The sequence below is a fragment of the Rhodococcus koreensis genome, from assembly GCF_900105905.1.
Classification (GTDB): Bacteria; Actinomycetota; Actinomycetes; order Mycobacteriales; family Mycobacteriaceae; genus Rhodococcus_F; species Rhodococcus_F koreensis.
The window spans coordinates 1,583,614-1,605,114 of sequence record NZ_FNSV01000005.1 but is presented as its reverse complement, the minus strand read 5'-3'; the positions used below and the strand labels follow the sequence as shown (position 1 = coordinate 1,605,114).

At 67.9% G+C, this 21,501-nt stretch carries 23 protein-coding genes; 12 read left to right on the top strand and 11 right to left on the bottom strand.

The window, feature by feature from the left end:
* Positions 1–101: 101 nt before the first annotated feature.
* Genes BLV94_RS12220 through BLV94_RS12210 form a run of 3 tightly spaced genes read right to left on the bottom strand, consistent with a single transcriptional unit; the run spans position 102 to position 2,663 of the window.
* Positions 102–515 carry a molybdenum cofactor biosynthesis protein MoaE gene (locus BLV94_RS12220; protein ID WP_072937797.1) on the bottom strand — a complete coding sequence of 138 codons (414 nt, stop codon included), beginning with the start codon at positions 513–515 and terminating at the stop codon, positions 102–104.
* Entirely contained in the window at positions 508–1,482 is a 975-nt protein-coding gene (gene moaCB / locus BLV94_RS12215; RefSeq protein ID WP_072937702.1) for a bifunctional molybdenum cofactor biosynthesis protein MoaC/MoaB, read from the bottom strand. The genes BLV94_RS12220 and moaCB overlap by 8 nt, the downstream gene beginning before the upstream one ends.
* Complete coding sequence (locus tag BLV94_RS12210; RefSeq protein ID WP_072937703.1) at positions 1,479–2,663, bottom strand: molybdopterin molybdotransferase MoeA; 1,185 nt, start codon at positions 2,661–2,663, stop codon at positions 1,479–1,481. Before BLV94_RS12210 ends, moaCB begins: the two co-directional genes overlap by 4 nt.
* Positions 2,664–2,782: 119 nt before the next feature.
* Between BLV94_RS12210 and moaA the strand changes: the two genes are divergently transcribed.
* Positions 2,783–3,838 carry a GTP 3',8-cyclase MoaA gene (gene moaA, locus BLV94_RS12205; RefSeq protein WP_072937704.1) on the top strand — a complete coding sequence of 352 codons (1,056 nt, stop codon included), beginning with the start codon at positions 2,783–2,785 and terminating at the stop codon, positions 3,836–3,838.
* Positions 3,831–4,088: a MoaD/ThiS family protein gene (locus BLV94_RS12200; protein ID WP_015890181.1), complete on the top strand. Its 258-nt coding sequence runs from the start codon at positions 3,831–3,833 to the stop codon at positions 4,086–4,088. The genes moaA and BLV94_RS12200 overlap by 8 nt, the downstream gene beginning before the upstream one ends.
* A gap of 20 nt (positions 4,089–4,108) precedes the next feature.
* Here the strand turns inward: BLV94_RS12200 and BLV94_RS12195 are convergent, their stop codons facing one another.
* Positions 4,109–4,882, bottom strand: a complete 774-nt coding sequence (locus BLV94_RS12195) for an SDR family oxidoreductase (RefSeq protein ID WP_072937705.1) — start codon at positions 4,880–4,882, stop codon at positions 4,109–4,111.
* 4 nt (positions 4,883–4,886) lie between these two features.
* Positions 4,887–5,726, bottom strand: a complete 840-nt coding sequence (gene nadE, locus BLV94_RS12190; protein ID WP_072937706.1) for an ammonia-dependent NAD(+) synthetase — start codon at positions 5,724–5,726, stop codon at positions 4,887–4,889.
* A 50-nt stretch (positions 5,727–5,776) separates the two neighbouring features.
* On the opposite strand from nadE, the gene BLV94_RS12185 reads away from it, so the two are divergent.
* Entirely contained in the window at positions 5,777–6,328 is a 552-nt protein-coding gene (locus BLV94_RS12185) for a nucleosidase (RefSeq protein ID WP_072937707.1), read from the top strand.
* Here BLV94_RS12185 and BLV94_RS12180 read toward each other — a convergent pair.
* Together BLV94_RS12180 and BLV94_RS12175 are read right to left on the bottom strand one after the other, a co-directional pair.
* Positions 6,325–7,095 (bottom strand): META domain-containing protein, encoded by a 771-nt coding sequence (locus tag BLV94_RS12180; protein WP_072937708.1) that lies wholly within the window; start codon positions 7,093–7,095, stop codon positions 6,325–6,327. The two genes, BLV94_RS12185 and BLV94_RS12180, sit on opposite strands and share 4 nt — an antisense overlap.
* A 34-nt stretch (positions 7,096–7,129) precedes the next feature.
* Positions 7,130–7,735 carry a TetR/AcrR family transcriptional regulator gene (locus BLV94_RS12175; protein ID WP_072937709.1) on the bottom strand — a complete coding sequence of 202 codons (606 nt, stop codon included), beginning with the start codon at positions 7,733–7,735 and terminating at the stop codon, positions 7,130–7,132.
* A 92-nt stretch (positions 7,736–7,827) separates the two neighbouring features.
* Between BLV94_RS12175 and BLV94_RS12170 the strand changes: the two genes are divergently transcribed.
* A complete protein-coding gene (locus tag BLV94_RS12170) occupies positions 7,828–8,391 on the top strand; it encodes an NAD(P)H-dependent oxidoreductase (RefSeq protein WP_072937710.1) in 564 nt (187 codons plus the stop codon).
* A gap of 27 nt (positions 8,392–8,418) precedes the next feature.
* Here BLV94_RS12170 and BLV94_RS12165 read toward each other — a convergent pair whose 3' ends face one another.
* On the bottom strand, positions 8,419–9,252 hold the full coding sequence (locus BLV94_RS12165; RefSeq protein WP_072937711.1) for a siderophore-interacting protein: 834 nt from the start codon (positions 9,250–9,252) through the stop codon (positions 8,419–8,421).
* Positions 9,253–9,822: 570 nt separating this feature from the next.
* Here BLV94_RS12165 and BLV94_RS12160 point away from each other — a divergent pair.
* The 4 genes from BLV94_RS12160 to nrdF all read left to right on the top strand — a co-directional run bounded on the left by BLV94_RS12160 (position 9,823) and on the right by nrdF (position 13,805).
* Entirely contained in the window at positions 9,823–10,056 is a 234-nt protein-coding gene (locus BLV94_RS12160; RefSeq protein ID WP_005240286.1) for a redoxin NrdH, read from the top strand.
* 88 nt (positions 10,057–10,144) lie between these two features.
* Positions 10,145–10,621 carry a class Ib ribonucleoside-diphosphate reductase assembly flavoprotein NrdI gene (gene nrdI, locus BLV94_RS12155; RefSeq protein WP_072937712.1) on the top strand — a complete coding sequence of 159 codons (477 nt, stop codon included), beginning with the start codon at positions 10,145–10,147 and terminating at the stop codon, positions 10,619–10,621.
* Complete coding sequence (gene nrdE / locus BLV94_RS12150; protein WP_083395560.1) at positions 10,579–12,762, top strand: class 1b ribonucleoside-diphosphate reductase subunit alpha; 2,184 nt, start codon at positions 10,579–10,581, stop codon at positions 12,760–12,762. The genes nrdI and nrdE overlap by 43 nt, the downstream gene beginning before the upstream one ends.
* 77 nt (positions 12,763–12,839) lie before the next feature.
* On the top strand, positions 12,840–13,805 hold the full coding sequence (gene nrdF, locus BLV94_RS12145) for a class 1b ribonucleoside-diphosphate reductase subunit beta (protein WP_015890191.1): 966 nt from the start codon (positions 12,840–12,842) through the stop codon (positions 13,803–13,805).
* A gap of 75 nt (positions 13,806–13,880) precedes the next feature.
* Here the strand turns inward: nrdF and BLV94_RS12140 are convergent, their stop codons facing one another.
* The 3 genes from BLV94_RS12140 to BLV94_RS12130 are packed head-to-tail and all read right to left on the bottom strand — an operon-like array spanning position 13,881 to position 16,470.
* Positions 13,881–14,354, bottom strand: coding sequence for an NUDIX hydrolase (locus tag BLV94_RS12140; protein ID WP_072937713.1), 474 nt, complete (start codon positions 14,352–14,354; stop codon positions 13,881–13,883).
* An 8-nt stretch (positions 14,355–14,362) separates the two neighbouring features.
* Positions 14,363–15,430, bottom strand: coding sequence for an iron-siderophore ABC transporter substrate-binding protein (locus BLV94_RS12135; protein WP_072937714.1), 1,068 nt, complete (start codon positions 15,428–15,430; stop codon positions 14,363–14,365).
* Between the two features lie 35 nt (positions 15,431–15,465).
* Complete coding sequence (locus tag BLV94_RS12130) at positions 15,466–16,470, bottom strand: ABC transporter substrate-binding protein (protein WP_072937715.1); 1,005 nt, start codon at positions 16,468–16,470, stop codon at positions 15,466–15,468.
* Between the two features lie 312 nt (positions 16,471–16,782).
* Between BLV94_RS12130 and ctaD the strand changes: the two genes are divergently transcribed.
* The 4 genes from ctaD (at position 16,783) to yczE (ending at position 21,458) form a co-directional block, all read left to right on the top strand.
* Positions 16,783–18,573, top strand: coding sequence for an aa3-type cytochrome oxidase subunit I (ctaD, locus tag BLV94_RS12125; RefSeq protein ID WP_083395559.1), 1,791 nt, complete (start codon positions 16,783–16,785; stop codon positions 18,571–18,573).
* 104 nt (positions 18,574–18,677) lie between these two features.
* Positions 18,678–19,898 (top strand): phosphoserine phosphatase SerB, encoded by a 1,221-nt coding sequence (gene serB / locus BLV94_RS12120; protein WP_015890195.1) that lies wholly within the window; start codon positions 18,678–18,680, stop codon positions 19,896–19,898.
* The gene (locus BLV94_RS12115; protein ID WP_072937717.1) at positions 19,895–20,674 is read left to right on the top strand and encodes an aminoacyl-tRNA hydrolase; all 780 of its coding nucleotides are present in this window, start codon (positions 19,895–19,897) and stop codon (positions 20,672–20,674) included. The genes serB and BLV94_RS12115 overlap by 4 nt, the downstream gene beginning before the upstream one ends.
* An 82-nt stretch (positions 20,675–20,756) precedes the next feature.
* Positions 20,757–21,458 (top strand): membrane protein YczE, encoded by a 702-nt coding sequence (gene yczE, locus BLV94_RS49545; RefSeq protein ID WP_241031548.1) that lies wholly within the window; start codon positions 20,757–20,759, stop codon positions 21,456–21,458.
* Positions 21,459–21,501 lie beyond the last annotated feature (43 nt).

Genomic DNA, 21,501 nt, shown 5'->3' with positions numbered 1-21,501 from the left:
GGGTGACCGAACTGAATGCGTTCTACGACGCTGGATGACCGTCGTGGTCATCTAGTGATGGCGAGTCTACCTGGTGACGGCCGGCCGGTCCGACCGAGGAGTCACAGACCGACCCATTCGGACGCCCCGTCGGCGAATTTCTGCCGCTTCCAGATGGGTACCTCGTGCTTGATGCGCTCCACCAGTTCGGCGCACGTGGTGAACGCCTCGGCGCGGTGGGGAGCGGCGACCGCGGCGACCACCGCGAGGTCGCCGACGGTGAGGGATCCGACCCGGTGGATGGCCGCCACGGGGAGTCCGGACGAGGCCGCGACCTCCTCGCAGACGGTGCGGAGGAAGCGTTCGGCGTCCGGGTGCGACTGGTATTCGAGTGCTGAGACCGATTGTCCGCCATCGTGATTGCGGACGACGCCGGTGAACACGACGATGGCGCCGTGTTCGGGCCCGGCCACGGCGGCGTCGACGACGGCGGGATCGAGCGGCTGATCCGAGATCTGGGCGAGAATGTCAGGCATCGTGCGCACCTCCACCTGCGACCTGAGCGAGAAGATGATCGACGATGGGGTCGAGGACGGACAATCCGTCCTTGACCCCGCCCGGCGAGCCGGGGAGATTCACCACGACTGTGCCGTTCGCCACACCGGCGAGTCCGCGGCTCAGCGAGGCGTGCGGGGTCACCTCCGTGCCGCGGTTCCGGATGGCGTCGGCCACGCCGGGCAGTTCGCGGTCGAGCACCGCGCGGGTGGCCTCCGGGGTCGCGTCCGTGGGGGAGACCCCGGTGCCGCCGGTGCTGATGATCAGTGCCGGGCTCCCGGACAGGGCGTCGGCGAGTCCGGCCGCGATGTCCGCGTCCGCGTAGACGAGCGGACCCCGGGTGGTGAAGCCACGTTCCTCGAGCCACGCGGCGATCACCGGGCCGGTCGTGTCTTCCCGCGTGCCCTTGGCCCCGCCGGTCGAGGCGACCAGTACGGCCGCGGATCGTGCTGTCACCGTGGGCGTTCCGGTGCTTGGCTGCTCGCGCGTCCAGTGCCCGCGTTTGCCGCCGTCCTTGGTGAGCAGCCGGACACCGTCCAGTGTCGCGGCGGGGTCGACGGCTTTCACCATGTCGTGCAACGTCAATCCGGCCACCGCCACGGCTGTGAGGGCCTCCATCTCGACGCCGGTCGGGCCCTTCGTCTTCGCGGTGGCCTCGATGGTGATCGCAGTGTCGGTGAACCCGAACTCCAGCTTCACCGACGACAGCGCGAGTTGATGGCAGAGCGGAATCAGCTCGGACGTCTTCTTTGCCCCGGAGATCCCGGCGATCCGGGCCGTCGCGAGAACATCGGCCTTGGGGAGGTCGTCGGCCCGGACCAGTTCGATCACCGCGGGGGTGGTGACCAATTGCCCGGCGGCCACCGCGGTTCGGGTCGTGTCCGCTTTCGCGCTCACGTCGACCATGCGCGCGCGGCCCTCGCTGTCGAGGTGCGTCAGGTCGCTCATAGGGGGATCACCTTCACGAGTTGGCCGGCGTCGAGCGCGGTGACGTCGGCGGGAACGTCGAGGAGGACGTCCGCCCACGCCATCGCGGCGACGAGATGGGAGCCGGGGCCGGAGACGAGTTCGACTCCGGCGTCGGTGCGGCGCGCCCGGAGGAACTGCCGCTTGCCGGGAATGGAGGTGACGGCCGCGGCGAGCGGCAGTTCCTCGGGTTCCGTCGGCGGGAGCCCGGCGGCGCGCCGGATCTCGGGACGTGCGAACACCTCGAAGGAGACGAGGGTGCTGACCGGGTTCCCCGGAAAGTTGAGGACGGGCGTGCCGTCGACGACGGCGGTGCCCTGCGGGCCGCCCGGTTGCATCGCGACGTGCCCGAAGTGCGCGCCGAGCGGTGAGAGCGTCTCCTTGACCACCTCGAAGTCGCCCATCGACACCCCGCCGGACGTGAGGACGAGGTCGGCGGTGGTGGTCGCCTCCGCGAGCAGGGTCCGGAATTCGGCCGGGTCGTCGCCGCTGCGCGCGATCGACACGACCTCGGCACCGTTGGCCCTGGCGCTGGACGCGAGGGCGATTCCGTTGGAGTCGTAGATCTCTCCGGGGTGCAGCGTCGTTCCGGCGTCCACCAGTTCGGCTCCCGTGGTGATCACGGCGATGCGCGGGCGCGGGCGCACGGGGACGCGCTGCAAGCCGACGGCGGCGAGGACGGCGATGTGCCGGGCGGCGAGCACACTGCCCGCGGGCAGCAGGAGCATGCCCTCCCGGACGTCGCTGCCGCGCTCGCGCACGAACTCACCGGCGGTGCGCGAGCGTTCGATGCGGACCTGTCCGTCCGCGGCCTCGGTGTCCTCGACCGGGACGATCGCGTCGGCGCCTTCGGGGATCGGCGCACCGGTCATGATCCGGTAGGCGGTCCCGGGAGTGTGGACGGTGGTGCCTGCCGGTCCCGCGGCGATCACGCCCCGGACCGGCAGCACCGCCGGGATGGACGTGACGGAGGCGGCGTCGACCGCGTATCCGTCCATCTGCGAATTCCGGAACAACGGCAGGTCGACGGGGGAGCGGACGTCGGCGGCCAGGGCGCGCCCGAGTGCCTCGCCCAGCGGGATCTCCTCGGGCGGGCGCCCGTGCAACGGCGCGAGGAGTTCGGCGACGTGCTGGGCGTGCTGCTCCACAGAGCGTGCGGTCACGATATTCCTCCGGCCATGATCACCAATCCTAGGCACCTCCCGGCGGAGTGACGCGCACCGCATCGGACAACGCTCACCCCCGCGCGGCATACTGGACAGATGCAGCGAAAGGCGACTCGATGACGACGGTGGAGATGGGGATCCCGACCGTCCGGTCGTCGGTCTCGCTCGACGGCAGACCGGACGTCGACCAGCTGGTCGACCGGTTCGGCCGCGTCGCGCGGGATCTGCGGGTGTCGATCACCGAGAAGTGTTCGCTGCGCTGCACGTACTGCATGCCCGAGGAGGGCCTGCCCGCCATTCCGGCGCAGAATCTCCTCACCGCAGACGAGATCGTCAGGCTCGTCGACATCGCCGTCCACCGGCTCGGTGTCCGCGAGGTCCGGTTCACCGGCGGCGAACCGCTGATGCGGGTGGATCTCGAGCGGATGATCGCCGGATGCGCCGAGCGGGTGCCGGGGATTCCGCTCGCGATGACCACCAACGCCGTCGGTCTCGAGCACCGCGCGGCCGGGCTCGCCCGCGCCGGGCTGACACGGGTCAACGTCTCCCTCGATTCGGTCGATCGTGAGCACTTCGCGAGACTGACCAGGCGCGACCGTCTGCCGTCGGTGATGGCCGGTATCCGCGCCGCCGCCCGAGCCGGACTGGCACCGATGAAGATCAATGCGGTGCTGATGCCCGAAACGCTCAGCGGAGCGGCCGATCTCCTGGAATGGTGCCTGCACGAGGGCGTCACGCTGCGGTTCATCGAGGAGATGCCGCTCGACGCCGATCACGAGTGGGCACGCGACAACATGGTCACCGCCGACCGGTTACTGGCCGTCCTCGGCGAACGGTTCACGCTCACCGAACACGGGAGGGAAGACCCGTCGGCGCCCGCCGAGGAGTGGCTCGTCGACGGCGGACCGGGCACGGTCGGAATCATCGCGTCCGTCACCCGGTCGTTCTGCTCCGACTGCGACCGCACCCGCCTCACCGCCGAGGGAACGGTACGTTCGTGCCTGTTCAGCGACCAGGAGGTCGATCTGCGGTCGGTGCTGCGGTCGGGTGCGGGCGACGAAGACCTGGCGCAGTTGTGGCGCGGCGCGATGTGGAACAAGTGGGCAGGCCACGGGATCAACGCGGCGGGCTTCGCCCCGCCGCAACGCAGCATGGGAGCAATCGGTGGTTGATGTGACAGGCATTTCGGTTCGGTACTTCGCGGCCGCCGCCGACGCAGCGGGCTGCACGAAGGAGACCCTCGACCTCCCGGCCACCGCGGATCTCGGCCAGGTGAAGGACCTTCTCCTCGCCAAGTACGGTCCCGACATGCAGCAGGTGCTCTCGGTCTCCGCCTTCCTGGTGGACTCCGAGTTGACCCGCGATCTGACGCGCACCGCCGGCGCCCAGGTGGACGTGTTGCCACCGTTCGCCGGCGGCTAGTCCGCTGTCCGCCGGGCCGTTCAGTGGATGGACTCGGCCAGCCACCGGTCGAAGGTGATCGTTCCGAACCGGTTGTCGGGCACCAGGTTCGATCCGTTCCGCAGGAACTGCCCCAGCGCGCCGGGAAGCGGCACGTTCACGACGAACCCGTGCGTCCCGGTGGCCTTCTTCCACGCCGTCGTCAGATCGCGGGCGGTGCGCACCTCCGGGCCGCCGATGGTGATCGTCCCCTTCGGCGCGTCGGTGGCCAGGGCGGCGTCGACCAGGGCGGTCGCCACGTCCCTCGTGTCGATGGTCTGAAAGCTCGTCTTCGAGAACGCCGGGATCAGCCCCGCCCGGCTCGCCGGCTTCGCGATCATGGGAATGAAGTCGTGGAACTGGGTTGCCCGCACGATCGCCGTCTCCATCGCGGCACTCTCGTAGACCCGCTCCTGGGTGCGCTTCGCCTGGTAATAGGCGAGTTCGGCCTGGTCGACGTTGACGATGGAGAGGAGGACGGCGCGTCCGACGCCCGCGCCGTCCGCGGTGGCGAGCAGGTTCTCGGCGCCCTTCTCCAGCACCGCCCGGGTGCCCTTGGTCTTGCCGTCGGTGGTGTCCACCACGACGTCGACACCGTCGAGCGCCTCGTCGAGGCCGTCGCCGGTGACGAGATCGCCGTGGAAATGCGCGATCTCGCTACCGGGCGCCCCGCCGTGCCGGGTCAGGACCCGGACGGAATGACCGCGGGCGAGGAACTCCTTGACCACCTGCCGGCCTGCAGTACCGGTACCGCCCGCGACCAGCGCCTGGACCACCGGGTCACCGCCACCACGTGTCGAGCGGGGTCACCGGGACCGTGCGCTTGTGCCGGGTGCTGCGGAACATCGCCTCGAGCTTCTCGGCCACGGCGTCCGGGACGTCCTTGCCCTCGAGGTAGTCGTCGATCTGCGCGTACGTCAGGCCCAGCGCCTCCTCGTCGGGAAGCGCGGGACGGTCGTCCTCGAGGTCGGCGGTGGGAACCTTCTTCCACGTGCTCTCGGGTGCGCCGAGTTCGCGGAGCAGCGCGGCACCCTGACGCTTGGACAACCCCGTCAGGGGAGTGACGTCCACGCCGCCGTCGCCGAACTTGGTGAAGAAACCGGTGATCGCCTCGGCGGCATGGTCGGTGCCGACGACGAGATACCCGAGCTGACCGGCGATCGAATACTGGATCACCATGCGCTCGCGGGCCTTGATGTTGCCGCGGACGAAGTCCCGGAGTTCGCCGCCGTCGCCGATGATGTCGCGCAGGGCATCGGAGGACTCCTTCGCGGTCGCGTCCGCGCCGGGCTTGACGTTGACGACCACCGACCGGTCGGGCTTGATGAAGTCGAGGGAGATCTGCGCGTCGGATTCGTCGGCCTGCGTGCCGTAGGGCAGCCGCACGGCCACGAACTCGGCGTCGTGGCCCTCCTCGCGCAGTTCGCTCGCCGCGAGCTGGGCGAGGCGCCCGGTGAGGGTGCTGTCCTGACCGCCGCTGATACCCAGGACGAAACCCTTGGCCGGGGTCGACAGCAGGTAGTCCTTCAGGAACTGAACACGTTTGCGGATCTCGCCGGCCGCGTCGATGGTGGGCCGGGCACCGAGTTCCTCGAGGATCTGCGCACGTAGATTCGCCATGACAGAACTCTAGCGAGTGCCCCTGACGGGCGCAGGGTACGGTTCCGCGCATGAGTAGATCGGACGTTCTGGTGGTCAGCGCGACCAAGGCGGAGGCGGTGCACGTCCCGTCCGAGTTCGAGGTCCTGATCACCGGGATCGGCAAGGTGAGCGCCGCCGTGGCCGTGGCGTCCGCGCTCGCCGACTACCCGCGAACCGGCAAACCGCTCGTCGTCAACATCGGCACCGCGGGGGCGCTCCACGAGCATCACAGCGGGCTGTTCACGCCGTCGACCGTCCTGAATCACGACATCAGCGGCGACGCCATCCGGGCGCTCGGGCACGACGTGGGCGATCTTCTGGCCCTGCCCGACGGCGACGGGTCCGTGCTCGCGACCGGAGATCTGTTCGTGTCCGACGCCGGCGTGCGCGACGAACTCGCCCGCAGAGCCGACCTCGTCGACATGGAGGGTTTCGCCGTCGCGTATGCCAGCGCCCGCGCCGGCGCCCGGTGCCGGCTCGTCAAGCACGTCAGCGACACGGCGGACGACTCGGCACTGGACTGGCCCGCCCGGATCGATGCGAGCGCCCGCGAACTCGGGCGCTGGCTCACCGCTCTCTAGCTCGCGCGTAGTTCCAGCCCGGTGCCGTCCGCGTTGACCACGCGCATCGAATCCGAATGGACGCTGTATCCCGTCTCCCCGGTCAGTGCCGCGAGGACGGCGCGCTCCACCTCCGTCTCGTCCGGCGGACACGCCATCCGGGTGGTGGCCCACGACCCGAACGTGATCGAACTCTGCTGCACGTCCGCGGTCCCGGTCATTCGGTTGCAGCCGGTGAAACCGGACGCCGAACCGTCGGCTGCGATCAGCAACTGCGGTGCGGTCCGCTCCAGCGCCGCTGTCGTGGTGACGGCGTCCGGGCTGATCAGCGCGGTCACCGTCCACGTGGTCCCGACGACGGGCCGGTCCGGCCGGGCGACCTTCTCGTCCGTGAGCGTCACCGAAGCGGTGGGCGTGGTGAGGGTGAGCGTGTCGCCGCCGAGGGTCCAGTTCGGTTGCGCGTCCAGCAGGGCCGCCACCCAGGCGTCGGCGCCTGCCGCCTCGCCGGGGCACGCCATCAGCGTCATGGCGAGCGGTCCCGTCACGATCTTCCCGTCGGACAGGTCGACGTCGGCGCTGCCCTGATTGCATCCGGCGTCGACGGACAGCCGCCCGGGGTCGGTGAACCCGAGCACGAGCGGCCCACCGCCGGGAATGGGGTCGCCCTCGACGGAGGTGGAGACGAACGTGCGGCCGGTCGGGTCGGGGGCCTCGGGCTGCGCATCCCCGCCGCAGGCGGTGAGCGAGGCGAACGTCAGGAGGCCGAGAACGGCGGCGGTGGTGCGCATTCCCCGAGGTTAGACAAAATGTCCGGATCCGGGATCAACATCGGGTAACGCGCCGGATCAGGTCCTCCCAGGCGTCGCCGAGCCGTTCGACGGACATCCCGAGGTCGCGCAGTTCGTGCAGTACGAGTGTGGCCTCCAGGGGGGCGAGCAGCGAACAGGCGAGCAGTTCGTGATCGCCTTGCACGCCGGCCGCGCGGAGGAGGGAGACGACATGGCGCACGGACACCGCCCGCGCGGGAGCGGCGAAACGGAACTCGAGAGAGTTCTCGGCCGCGCGCTGGACCTCGCCCTGCACTTCGACGATCGCGATGCGGGCGTGCCCGAAGGCGATCAGCCGGTCGATCGGGTCGGCGCCAGGCCCGAGGGGCGGCGGACCGAACATGAAGGACTGCTGGAGTTCTCGTTCGGTGTGGTCGAGGAGTGCGTGCATGAGTCCCGACCGGCTGCCGAACCGGCGGAACACTGTGCCCTTGCCCACACCGGCCTTGCAGGCGACGGCGTCCATCGTGACGGCGTCGACACCACGCTGGGCGACCAGCAGCGCGGCCGCATCGAGCAGAAGACGCCGGTTACGTGCGGCGTCTCCGCGTTCCGGGGGATCGACCCCGATCTGGGGCAGGAGGGGGGTCACACTCCGCATCCTACCGCGACGGGAACATAAGTGGACCGCGGTCCGTTTAGTTGCTATACATGTTCACGAGTCGCCCTACGCACCATCGAAGGATTATTGACATGTCACAGACCAACGTTCTCGTTCTCGTCGGCAGCCTCCGCGCCGCCTCGGTCAACCGTCAGCTCGCCGAGACCGCGGTCGCCGTGGCACCCGAGGGTGCCGAGGTGATCGTGTTCGACGGACTCGGTGAGGTCCCCTTCTACAACGAGGACATCGACGTCGCCGGTTCCATCCCCGCCGTCGAGGCGCTGCGCGACGCCGCAGGCCGCGCCGACGCCCTCCTGCTGCTCACGCCCGAGTACAACGGCACCATCCCGGCCGTCCTCAAGAACGCCATCGACTGGATCTCCCGGCCGTACGGCACCGGCGCCGTCAAGGACAAGCCCGTCGCCGTCATCAGCGCCTCGCCCAGCGGCAACGGCGCGCAGTGGGCGCACGAGGACACCCGCAAGGCCGTCCGCATCGCAGGCGGCAAGGTCCTCGAAGACGTCACCCTCGCCATCGGCGGCACCATCGACAAGTTCGGTGACCGGCACCCGCGCGAGAACGCCGAGGTCGCGCAGCAGGTCGCGGGCGTCGTCGCCAGCCTGGTCGACGCCACGAAGGAACTCGTCGACGCCTGACGATCCGTACGCGGAACGCCGTCGTCGTTACAGCCCGGTCCGATCCAGGGCTGCGTCGACGGCGTCCCGCACCGCGTCGAAGTCTTCACCGGCCGCCAGGGCATAGTCCCTGGCGGCTTCTATCTGTTCGCGCACCGTCTCGTACCGCGCGACCCACTCCTCTTTGTTGTCGCGCCAATAGCCGATGACGTCGTAGCGGTCCGCGGGCCAGCCCAGGTCGTGGCGCAACCAGCGTCGCACCATCCGCGACACCTTCGCCTCGCCCGCGAACCACACGTATCCCGGCGAATCCGGAAGCGGCCGGTCGCGGGCCGCTTCGGCCAGCAGGCTGTCCGCGGCTCCGTTGCCGCTTCCGTCCAGCCATGTCACGGTCAGCGCGGCGTCTGTCGTGAACTGCTGCCGGTCCGCCGGGGTGGTGACCTCCGCGATCACGTGCACCCGCGCCGAACCGGGTAGTTCCTCCAGGATCCGTCCGACGGCGGGCAGTGCCGTCATGTCGGCGACGAGAAGCTGCCATTCGGCGTCGGCGGGCGGCGCGTACCACCCCGAGGCGGTGGAGAACCCGAGCATCTCGCCGGGGCGCGCGCTCGCGGCCCAGTGCGCCGCGGTCCCGCCCGCATGGACGGCGAAGTCGATGTCCATCTCCAAGGCGTCCCGGTCCCAGCGGCGCACGGTGTAACTGCGCTTCTCCGCGCCGTCCGGCGGGAACGCGAGGAGCAGGCGCTCGTCGGGCGTCCCGCTGGATTCGAATCGACTCAGATCGCCGCCCGCGAGGGTGATCCGCTGCATGTTCGGCGTCACGCGCCTCGTGCGCGCTACGGGCGCCGACCAGACGAGGTCGTCCAGGGGGTCGTCGGACATTCGCTCACGGTACCGGGAGGGGGAGTCGGGGCCTGCAGTTACCGGCCGGCAAGCGTGGGAGCGGTCGCCGGGTACGACGCCCGGTGCGCCCGGCCGCGGCAGGAGGGAGAGGGGGTGGGGTGCGGCGGGGCCGGGTCCCGGAAGGACCGGCATCGTGCGGCGGAAGTGGTGTCCGGCCGGTCCGGACGGCGCTGTGCGGGAGCCCGCGCCGCCGATGCGGGCGTGTCCTCGGAGGTGACGTAAGCTCCCGGAGCCTCCAGTGCACGAGCGCGATGCGAGGGGTGTTCCGCGTCACGCCGAAAATGTGATGTGCGACACGCCGGAGCGAGCACCGAAATTTATGGTCCGCGGGATGACGACCAGGGAATTTCATCAATGTGACTCACAACATCTCGGGTTAAGTGTTTCTGTCGGCCACTAGGTGTAGTGTCTTGAGCACTGAGAGACCACAACGAGAACCGACTCGGTGAGCATCTCCATCGGGGGTCACCGCCATCTCGATCCGGGGAAGTCTCAGTGCGCTGAACACACACTTCGTCAGCTCCATTCGGCAGTGGAAAGAGGGACTTCATGAGCATCACCGTCTACACCAAGCCCGCTTGCGTTCAGTGCAATGCCACCTACCGGGCCCTCGACAAGGCGGGTATCGAATACTCCGTCGTCGACATCACCGAAGACCCCGAAGCCCGGGACTACGTCATGGCACTGGGATACCTGCAGGCGCCTGTGATCGTGGCCGGTGACGAGCACTGGTCGGGCTTCCGCCCCGACCGCATCAAGACCCTCTCGGCAAACGCTGCTTGAAGCGAAGCGATCGCACCGCCCGAGGCGGAGAACGAACCGATTCCCGGGCGGCAGTAAACGGTAGTACTAGTCCAGATGGTGGAAACCGATGACATCGCTGGTGTACTTCTCCAGCGCCTCGGAGAACACGCACCGATTCGTCCAGCGGCTCGGGCTGCCTGCGACGCGCATACCCATTCATGACCGCGAGGGCACCTTCGAGGTGCACGAACCCTACGTGCTGATCCTCCCGACCTACGGCGGGGGGACGACGGCCATGGGCCGCGACACCAGCTACGTCCCGAAGCCGGTCATCCGATTTCTCAACAACACACACAACAGGTCGCTGATCCGAGCAGTGATCGCGGCGGGAAACACCAATTTCGGTGAATCCTATTGCTTTGCAGGAAACATCATTTCTCAGAAATGCCACGTTCCCTACCTCTACCGCTTCGAACTCATGGGCACAGCCGAGGACGTCGAGCGGGTCAGGGCCGGTCTGGGTGAATTCTGGGATCACTTAGACGACGAGGAGCACGAGAAGTGGCGCCGACCATCACAGACACCATCGACGCGGGGAGCGTAGAGCGCGACGCGCGCGGTGGAGACTCGACGAACGGTCTCGATTACCACGCACTCAACGCGATGCTCAACCTGTACGGGCCCAACGGCGAGATCCAGTTCGACAAGGACGTCGCGGCGGCCCGGCAGTACTTCCTGCAGCACGTCAACCAGAACACCGTCTTCTTCCACAACCTCGACGAGAAGCTCGACTACCTCGTGGAGGAGAACTACTACGAGCCCGAGGTCCTCGACCAGTACTCGCGCGCGTTCGTGAAGTCGCTGATCGAGCACGCCTACTCGAAGAAGTTCCGCTTCCCGACGTTCCTGGGCGCGTTCAAGTACTACACCTCGTACACGCTGAAGACGTTCGACGGCAAGCGTTACCTGGAGCGGTTCGAGGACCGCGTCTGCATGGTCGCGCTCACGCTCGCCGCAGGCGACGAGGACCTGGCGATCAAGCTCGTCGACGAGATCATCGCCGGCCGGTTCCAGCCCGCCACCCCCACGTTCCTCAACTCCGGCAAGAAGCAGCGCGGCGAGCCCGTGTCCTGCTTCCTGCTGCGCATCGAGGACAACATGGAGTCGATCGGCCGCTCCATCAACTCGGCCCTGCAGCTGTCCAAGCGCGGCGGCGGAGTTGCGTTGCTGCTCAGCAACGTTCGTGAGCACGGTGCCCCGATCAAGAAGATCGAGAACCAGAGCTCCGGCGTGATCCCGATCATGAAGCTGCTCGAGGACTCCTTCTCGTACGCCAACCAGCTCGGTGCGCGTCAGGGCGCGGGCGCGGTGTACCTGCACGCGCACCACCCGGACATCTACCGCTTCCTCGACACCAAGCGCGAGAACGCGGACGAGAAGATCCGCATCAAGACGCTGTCGCTGGGCGTCGTGATCCCCGACATCACGTTCGAGCTGGCGAAGAAGAACGAGGACATGTACCTCTTCTCGCCGTACGACGTCGAGCGCATCTACGGTGTGCCGTTCGCGGACGTCAACGTCACCGAGAAGTACTACGAGATGGTCGACGACAAGCGGATCCGCAAGTCGAAGATCAAGGCACGCGAGTTCTTCCAGACCATCGCCGAGCTGCAGTTCGAGTCGGGCTACCCGTACATCATGTTCGAGGACACGGTGAACCGGGCCAACCCCATCGAGGGCAAGATCACCCACTCCAACCTGTGCTCGGAGATCCTGCAGGTCTCGACGCCGTCGCTGTTCAACGACGACCTCTCGTACAGCGAGGTCGGCAAGGACATCTCCTGCAACCTCGGGTCGCTGAACATCGCGAAGGCCATGGACTCGCCGGACTTCGCACGCACCATCGAGGTGTCGATCCGCGCTCTCACTGCGGTGTCCGACCAGACGCACATCTACTCGGTGCCGTCGATCGAGCAGGGCAACAACGACTCTCACGCCATCGGCCTCGGCCAGATGAACCTGCACGGGTACCTGGCGCGGGAGCGGATCTTCTACGGCTCCGAAGAGGGTGTCGATTTCACGAACATCTACTTCTACACCGTCGTGTTCCACGCGGTGCAGGCGTCCAACCGGATCGCAATCGAGCGGGGCACCCATTTCAAGGGCTTCCCGCAGTCCACGTACGCGTCGGGTGAGTACTTCGACAAGTACACCGACCAGGTGTGGGAACCGAAGACGGAGCGGGTGCGGCAGCTGTTCGCCGAGTCCGGTGTGCACATCCCGACGCAGGACGACTGGCGGGAGCTGAAGGCGTCCGTGCAGAAGCACGGCATCTACAACCAGAACCTGCAGGCCGTCCCGCCGACCGGGTCGATCTCGTACATCAACTACTCCACCAGTTCCATCCACCCGGTGGCGTCGAAGATCGAGATCCGCAAGGAAGGCAAGATCGGCCGCGTCTACTACCCGGCGCCGTACCTGACCAACGACAACCTGGAGTACTACCAGGATGCCTACGAGATCGGGTACGAGAAGATCGTCGACACCTACGCCGCCGCGACGCAGCACGTCGACCAGGGGCTGTCGCTGACGCTGTTCTTCAAGGACACCGCCACCACCCGCGACATCAACAAGGCGCAGATCTACGCGTGGCGCAAGGGCATCAAGACGCTGTACTACATCCGGCTGCGTCAGATGGCTCTGGAGGGTACCGAGGTGGAAAACTGCGTCTCCTGCATGCTGTAGGCGGCTCCGCCGCCCGTGAGTACTTGTTAACCGCCGGCGGTTAACAAGTACTCACAGCCGAACGAAGTGAGGAATCAATGGTCAAGCTGGTGAGTCGCGTATCCGCGATCAACTGGAACCGCGTCCAGGACGAGAAGGACGCCGAGGTGTGGGACCGTCTCGTCGGCAACTTCTGGCTGCCCGAAAAGGTGCCGGTGTCCAACGACATCCCGTCGTGGGGCACGCTCACGGCGCAGGAGAAGCAGCTCACGATGCGGGTGTTCACGGGGCTGACGCTCCTCGACACCATTCAGGGCACCGTGGGAGCCGTCAGCCTCATCCCCGACGCCATCACGCCGCACGAAGAGGCGGTGTACACCAACATCGCGTTCATGGAGTCGGTGCACGCGAAGAGCTACAGCTCGATCTTCTCGACGCTGTGCTCCACCCGCGACATCGACGACGCCTTCCGCTGGTCCGAGGAGAACCCGAACCTGCAGCGCAAGGCCGAGATCGTCATGGACTACTACCAGGGCGACGAACCGCTCAAGCGCAAGGTGGCGTCCACCCTGCTCGAGAGCTTCCTGTTCTACTCCGGCTTCTACCTGCCGATGTACTGGTCGTCGCGGGCGAAGCTCACCAACACCGCCGACCTCATCCGCCTCATCATCCGTGACGAGGCCGTGCACGGGTACTACATCGGCTACAAGTACCAGAAGGGTCTCGAGCAGCTCACCGAGGCCGAGCGCGACGACCTCAAGAACTACACGTTCGAGTTGCTCTTCGAGCTCTACGACAACGAGGTCGACTACACCCAGGACCTCTACGACGAGGTTGGCCTCACCGAGGACGTCAAGAAGTTCCTGCGGTACAACGCCAACAAGGCGCTGATGAACCTCGGCTACGAGGGTCTGTTCCCGAAGGACGAGACGGACGTCAACCCGGCGATCCTGTCGGCACTCTCGCCCAACGCCGACGAGAACCACGACTTCTTCTCCGGCTCGGGTAGCTCCTACGTCATCGGCAAGGCCGTCAACACCGAAGACGAAGACTGGGATTTCTAGAACGAACTTTTCGCGTCGCCCGATGTCACACCGGTTCGGTTCTGCTGCACCGGTGCGGCATCGGGCGAATTGCGTTCAGCGGCGGAACCACGCCTCCGGGACGTCCTGCACTGCCTTGTCGAGGCGCAGCCGCGACGACGAGGTGAGGTCGTCCGGCAGCGAGTCGGGGGAGAACCAGGCCACGTCGTGGTTCTCGTCGTCCGACACGGCGGCCTCGCCGCCGACGTACCGGGCGAGGAAACACACGTCGAGATACTGCGCGACGTCCCCGTTGGGGTAGGTGACCGGGTCGGTGACGTCGACGCTCGTGATCCGGACCAGTTCGGCGTCGACACCGGTTTCCTCGCGGATCTCCCGGAGCGCCGCCGGTCCCGGTTCCTCCCCGGGTTCGAGGATGCCGGACACGACCGCCCACTTGCCGTTGTCGACGCGCCGGGTCAGCAGCACCCGCCCGTCGTCGTCACGCACCACGACGCTCACCCCGGACAGCCACAGCGGTGCGGTGCCGACGTGGCCGCGCAGGGCGGTGACGAACTCGGGCACGGGCATCGAGCCTCCTAGCCGACGTAGCCGTTCAGCGTGTTCCGCAGGTCGGTGAGCATTGCGCGCGCGGCGACGACGCCGTTTCCGCCCCACACGTCACCCTCGACGGCGAAGACCCGTTTGTCGCGGGCGGCCTCGAGGTCTTCCCAGGCCTCCCCGGACATGACGTCCTCCGCGTGCGCGGTGCCGTCCTTGCCGTCCAGAACGGCGTAGATGAGGTCGCCCTCGGCCTGGTCGATGTCGGCTTCGGAGATCGGTTCGGTGACGACGCCGTCGAGGTTCTGATAGGCGGGCCGCCGCACCCCGGCGTCGGTGAGGACCTGGCCCGCGAACGTGGCCGGACCCTCGACCTCCATGCTGTCGGCGTCGAAACGCACGACGGACGCCTGTGTCTGCGCGGCATCGATGTCGATGCCGAGTTGCTTCGCGTCCTGCTGGTACTGCTCGAGTGCCGCGGTCGCTGCGTCGGCCCGGCCCATCGCGTTGCCGGCGAGGAGGAACTGCGCTTTCCAGTACACGGGGTCGGAGCCGACGAACACGGTGGGCGCGATGGGGGAGAGCGCGCCGTACAGCTGGTCGGACGCCGGACTCGATCCGAGGATCAGGTCCGGGTCCGCCTGCGCGATCCTGTTCACGTCCGGGGCGTCCACGGATCCGACGCTCGGAATCTCGGAGACGCCGGTGCCGAGGTAGCCGGGCTGCGGCGACTCGCCGTCGAGGGTTGCCGCGCCGACCACGTTCTCCCACAGGCCGAGGGCGCACACCGCGTCCAGCGCGGCGCTGTCGAGGACCACGATCCGCTGCGGATCGGACGGGACGTCGCTCTCGCCCTTCGTGTGGACCACCCGGTGCGTCGAGCCGGCCGCGAGTGCGGCGTCGACCGGGGCCCGCTCGGCGCAGGCCGTCGTGGTGTCCCGCTCGATGCCGACCACGCCGGCTCCGGCGATCTGCGTGGTGGTCCGGACGATGGACGCTGCGGGATCGTCGTCGGACGGTTGAGAGCAGCCGGCCAGCGCGAGCGCGGCGACGGCAGCGACCAGACCGGTGGACGCGCGGCGGGCGGAAAACCTACGAGGGGACAATTCGGCGACTTCCTGTGTGTGCGGGCGCGTTCAGGTTAGCCGCTGTGCTTGTCCACCCCGAACGTGTCCGACAGGTCGTCGAGGATCAGGTGCGCGCCCTGGACGCTGACCGGCGTCATCCAGCGGGCGTCGTCGACGTCGACCTTGCGTCCCTTCAGCGTCTGCCACAGCGGGCTCTCCAGGAACGGCTTCGCCGCTTCGGCGCTCTTGCCTGCCGGGTCCTGCCAGGTGCTGACGATGATGACGTCGGCCTCCGCCTCACTGATCAGTTCGGGGCTGACGGCCTGCATGATGTTGTCCGGGTCGGCCGGATCGGGGCCCTGGCTCTGCGGACGTGCCAGCCCGGCGTCCGCGAGGACGATCCCACTGAACGAGGTGGTGCGGTAGAGGCGTGCCGTCGGCTCGCCGGCGAACCGGACGACCGAGATCACCGGATTCGACGCCGTGCCGTTGATCTCCGCGCCGACCGAGGCGGCCCGCTCCTCGTAGGCACCGATCTTCTGCTCCGCGAGTTCTTCCTTGCCGAGCGCCTTTCCGACGAGCCGGATGTTGTCCTTCCACGTGGGCCCGGTCGTCTCGGTGAAGATGGTCGGCGCGATCGCCGACAGTTGCTCGTAGTTCTTTCCGTCGCGCACCTCTGCGGAGATGATCAGGTCGGGTTGCAGCGCGGCGATCTGCTCGAGGCTCGCGCTGCTGACCTTGCCCACCGACTTCGCGTCCGCCGCGTACTCGTCGCGGGTGGTGCCGAGGTAGTCGGGGAGGCCGGGCTCGCGGTAGTCGACGTACCCGACCAGGGGCGCCTCGAGGAGGAGGACGGCGTCGGTGAAGCTGTTGTCGAGTGCCACGATGCGCTGCGGTGCGGCCGGGATCTCGGTGCTGCCGCGGAAGTGGTCGACGGTGCGGGGGAACTGCCCGGTCGACGACGTGGTGCCGGCGGCGGCGGAGTCGTCGATGCTGGAGCAGGACGTGATCGAGAGGGTGGCTGCCGCGGCCAGCGCGACCGCGCCGGCGACTACCCGGCGGCGGGAGAGAACGTTCACATGGAGCTCCTGATAGAAGTTAGGTGAGCGAAACCTTAACAGCCCGGTTCCGGCGTGCCGGAGCCTCCGCGGGACCGCCTCGACCGTCCCCACGCGACACGCCGGACTGCGTGACAGTGAGCACTCCCCGGTGCTCCCCGATGGAACAAACCGCAGGTCGCCCGCGCCCCGGTTTGCTCTGAGTCCGGGTAAGTACGACAGTGGGTAGGACCCAGTCGGAGGCCGCAGAGGGCACGGTCTACGATTCGATGAGCGCAAGCCAGAGACCGTTCGCCTCGCAGCCCGGGGTCGGACGCGCATTCAGGAGGATCAGTGACTGCCGTAGCGCCCCAGCCAGTCCCCGCGATAGCTGCAGCCAGGCCTTACCCGCCGCGGCAGGGACCCAAGGGCTCGTTCATCTTCAAAATGATTACGACCACCGACCCCAAGGTGCTCGGAATCATGTACTTGACGACCTCGATCGCGTTCTTCCTCATCGGTGGTCTCATGGCCCTGATGATGCGCGCCGAGCTCGCTGTGCCCGGTATGCAGTTCTTGTCGAACGAGCAGTTCAACCAGCTGTTCACCATGCACGGCACGATCATGCTGCTGCTGTACGCGACGCCGATCGTGTTCGGGTTCGCCAACTACATCCTGCCGCTGCAGATCGGCGCCCCCGACGTGGCGTTCCCGCGACTCAACGCGTTCAGCTACTGGCTGTACGTGTTCGGCGCGATCATCACGACCGCGGGCTTCATCACCCCCGGTGGTGCCGCCGACTTCGGCTGGACCGCCTACACGCCCCTGACGAGTGCGCTGCACTCCCCGGGCGTCGGCGCCGACCTCTGGGTCATGGGCCTCGCGGTCGCCGGCCTCGGCACCATCCTCGGTGGTGTCAACATGATCACCACCGTCATCTGCCTGCGTGCCCCCGGCATGACGATGTTCCGGATGCCGATCTTCACGTGGAACATCTTCATCACCAGCATTCTGATTCTGCTGGCGTTCCCGCTGCTGACCGCCGCGTTCATGGGTCTGTTCGTCGACCGTCACCTCGGTGGCCACATCTTCGACCCGGCCACGGGTGGTGTGCTGCTGTGGCAGCACCTGTTCTGGTTCTTCGGTCACCCCGAGGTGTACATCATCGCGCTGCCGTTCTTCGGAATCGTCTCGGAGATCTTCCCCGTCTTCAGCCGTAAGCCCGTGTTCGGTTACAGCGGCCTGGTCTACGCGACGCTGGCGATCGCCGCGCTCTCCATCGCGGTGTGGGCTCACCACATGTACGCCACCGGCGCCGTGCTGCTCCCGTACTTCTCGTTCATGACGTTCCTGATCGCCGTCCCGACGGGTGTGAAGATCTTCAACTGGATCGGCACCATGTGGAAGGGCCAGTTGACGTTCGAGTCGCCGATGCTGTTCTCGATCGGCTTCCTCATCACGTTCCTCTTCGGTGGTCTGTCGGGCGTCATCCTCGCGAGCCCGCCGCTGGACTTCCACGTCACGGACACCTACTTCGTGGTCGCCCACTTCCACTACGTGGTCTTCGGCACCGTCGTGTTCGCCACCTACGCGGGCATCTACTTCTGGTTCCCGAAGATGACCGGTCGCATGATGGACGAGCGTCTCGGCAAGTGGCACTTCTGGACCACGTTCATCGGCTTCCACGGCACGTTCCTCGTCCAGCACTGGCTGGGTAACGAAGGCATGCCCCGTCGCTACGCCGACTACCTGCCCTCGGACGGCTTCACGTTCCTCAACTCGTTCTCGACGATCTTCGCGTTCGTCCTCGGTGCCTCGACGCTGCCGTTCATCTGGAACGTCTTCAAGAGCTACCGATACGGCGAGGTCGTCACTGTCGACGACCCGTGGGGTTACGGCAACTCCCTCGAGTGGGCCACCAGCTGCCCGCCGCCGCGGCACAACTTCACCGAGCTGCCGCGCATCCGCTCCGAGCGCCCCGCGTTCGAGCTGCACTACCCGCACATGGTCGAGCGGATGAAGGCCGAGGCGCACGTCGGACCGGGCCACGGTGGCAAGCACGCCAGCACCGTGCTCGAGAAGGAACGCCACGAGCCGCTGACTATCGGCGACGAAGGCGACCCCGGCACCGACACCGGCCGCTGACACATCAGTTTGAGAAAGGCCCCGCCCCAGCAACGGGCGGGGCCTTTGACTTGGCACAATGGGTGCCGGACAAGCCGCGCGAGCAACATGATCGGAGTACATCGGTGGGTGCAGCTGACACCACTGTCCTGGTGACCGTGACGGGCCCCGACCGACCCGGCGTCACCTCGGTGCTCTTCGGGTCGCTCTCCCGCCACGACGTGAGCCTTCTCGACGTGGAGCAGGTGGTGATTCGTGGGCGACTGACCCTCGGCGTCCTCGTGGCGTGCCCCGAGAACGGCGAGGCGCTGCAGGAGGAACTCGAGGAGGCGATGGCCACCGTCGGGATGTCGGTCGACGTCGAGATCGGCGCGGATCCCGGCAGGCAGTCGCTGTCCACGCACGCCGTGGTCGTCCTCGGCAGCCCCGTGTCGGCTCGCGCGCTGCGTTCGGTGGCCCGGGAGATGGCGACCCTCGGGGTCAACATCGACTCGATCCGCGGAGTCGCCGACTACCCGGTGACGGGCCTCGAACTCCTCGTGAGCGCTCCCGGCACGGCGGAGGCGGACAAGAGCCTGCGCACCGTGCTGGCTGAGGTGGCCGTGCGGGAGAACGTCGACATCGCGGTCGAACGCGGGGGCCTGGCCCGTCGCGCCAAGCGGCTCATCGTGTTCGACGTCGACTCGACGCTCGTCCAGGGTGAGGTCATCGAGATGCTCGCCGCCCGCGCCGGTGTCGAGGACGAGGTGCGCGCCGTCACCGAGTCGGCGATGCGCGGGGAGATCGACTTCACCGAATCCCTGCACCAGCGGGTCGCGACCCTCGCCGGCCTCGACGCGTCGGTGATCGACGACGTCGCGGACGGTCTCGAGCTGACACCGGGCGCCCGCACCACCATCCGGACGCTCCGCAGGCTCGGCTTCCACTGCGGTGTGGTGTCCGGCGGTTTCCGGCAGGTCATCGAGGGCCTGGCCCACGAACTGGAACTCGACTTCGTGCAGGCCAACACGCTCGAGATCGTAGACGGCAAGCTCACCGGCCGGGTGATCGGCGACATCGTCGACCGGGCGGCGAAGGCGACCGCGCTGCGCAAGTTCGCCGGTCAGGTCGGCGTCCCGATGGAGCAGACGGTGGCGGTCGGCGACGGCGCCAACGATATCGACATGCTCAACGCGGCCGGCCTGGGAATCGCGTTCAACGCCAAGCCCGCGCTGCGGGAGGTCGCGGACACCGCCCTGTCGCACCCCTTCCTCGACGCCGTGCTGTTCATCCTCGGGGTCACCCGCGACGAGGTCGAGGCCGCCGACGCGGTGGACGGCGTGGTGCGACGCGTCCCGCTGCCGTGACGGAATCGTGCCGCGACGCGGTCACCCGGGAGGCCGGTGCCGATTCCGGGTGGGCGGCGCGTCACGCCGTCCTCGCGGCCGGATACGGCGGCCGGCCGGATCCGGACGACCCGGCGCAGGTCCTCGCCATGCCGATCGTGCTGCACATCCCGAAGGCCGACCCTCCGCCGCGCAGTGCGCTGCTGGAGGCAGCCGCGACTGCGACGGTGGCGTTGTGCCTCGACCCGCGAGTCGGCGCCGACGAGACGGGCGCGCCCGGACCGTGGCAGGCGGACTACCTCGCTTGGGTGGGGTCCCGGATCCGCAAGGTGTCGCGGAGGGCCCGGGGAGCCGGCTGGCGGGCGGCACAGGAGGTCGACGGGATCACCGTCGATGTCGACGGTGCACAGGCCCGCGCCCTCGTGCCCGTTGCCGTGGGCGCGCTCGATCCGCGCATCAGAAAGCTGCAGATCGGCGGCACCGACCTCGACCACGACGACCCCGGGGAGATTCCCGACGGCGTTCCGGTGCTGTGGATCAACTCCGTCCTGGACATGACGGTCGGAAAGGCCGCCGCGCAGGTCGGTCACGCCTCGATGCTGCTCGCCGGCGCGATGACCACCGAACAGGCCCGCGCCTGGGCGGCCACCGGCTACCGCTGCGCCGTGCGTGACGCCGACGTCGGATTGTGGGAGACGCTGACCATCGAGGTGGTGCGGGGCAGGGCGATCGCGGTGCGCGACGCCGGCTTCACCGAGGTGGCACCCGGATCCATGACCGTGATCGCCTGCCCCTGAGAGCAGCGGCCGACGCGTCGACAGTCCAGTAACGCCGTCCTGGCTATGGGGTACCGCCCTGGTTCACGACAGACTGGTGGTCATGCTCGCTCGACGCCTGATCGCACTGTTCGCCGGACTGTGGCTGTACGGCTTCTCGATGGCCATGATGATCACCGCCGGCCTCGGCCTCGATCCGTGGGACGTGTTCCATCAGGGCGTTGCCGGTCGCACACCCCTCAGCTTCGGTGCCGTGACCGCGTTGACCGGCGTTCTGGTGCTCGCACTCTGGGTCCCGATCCGCCAGAAACCGGGATTCGGCACGGTCGCCAACGTGGTGGTCATCGCGGTGTCGGTGGACACGTCGCTGGCATGGCTCGAACCCGCCGACTCCCTCGCCGTGCGGATCGCGGTGATGCTCGGTGGTGTCGTCCTCAACGCGCTCGCCACCGTGCTGTACATCGGTGCGGGAATGGGCCCGGGCCCGCGGGACGGCCTCATGACCGGCCTGGTTGCGCGGACCGGGCTGTCGGTGCGGGTGATCCGCACGTCGATCGAGGTGACCGTGCTGGCCACCGGCTGGGTGCTCGGCGGCACCGTCGGGGTGGGCACCGTCGTCTACGCGCTGGGCATCGGCCCGCTCATCCAGTTGATGATGCGTTTCGGCGGCATCTACCCGACCGCGCGGAAGACGAGCAGTGCGGGACCGGACACCGCGACCGTGGAGTCGCCGGAGATCGGGCCGCCCGGTGCCGGTGCTCCGTCCGGTGAGGCCGAGTCGAACTCGGCGAGCACCGTCCCGTAGAACCATTCGGGACACCCCAGGGTGATCGCGGCAGGCCCGCCCG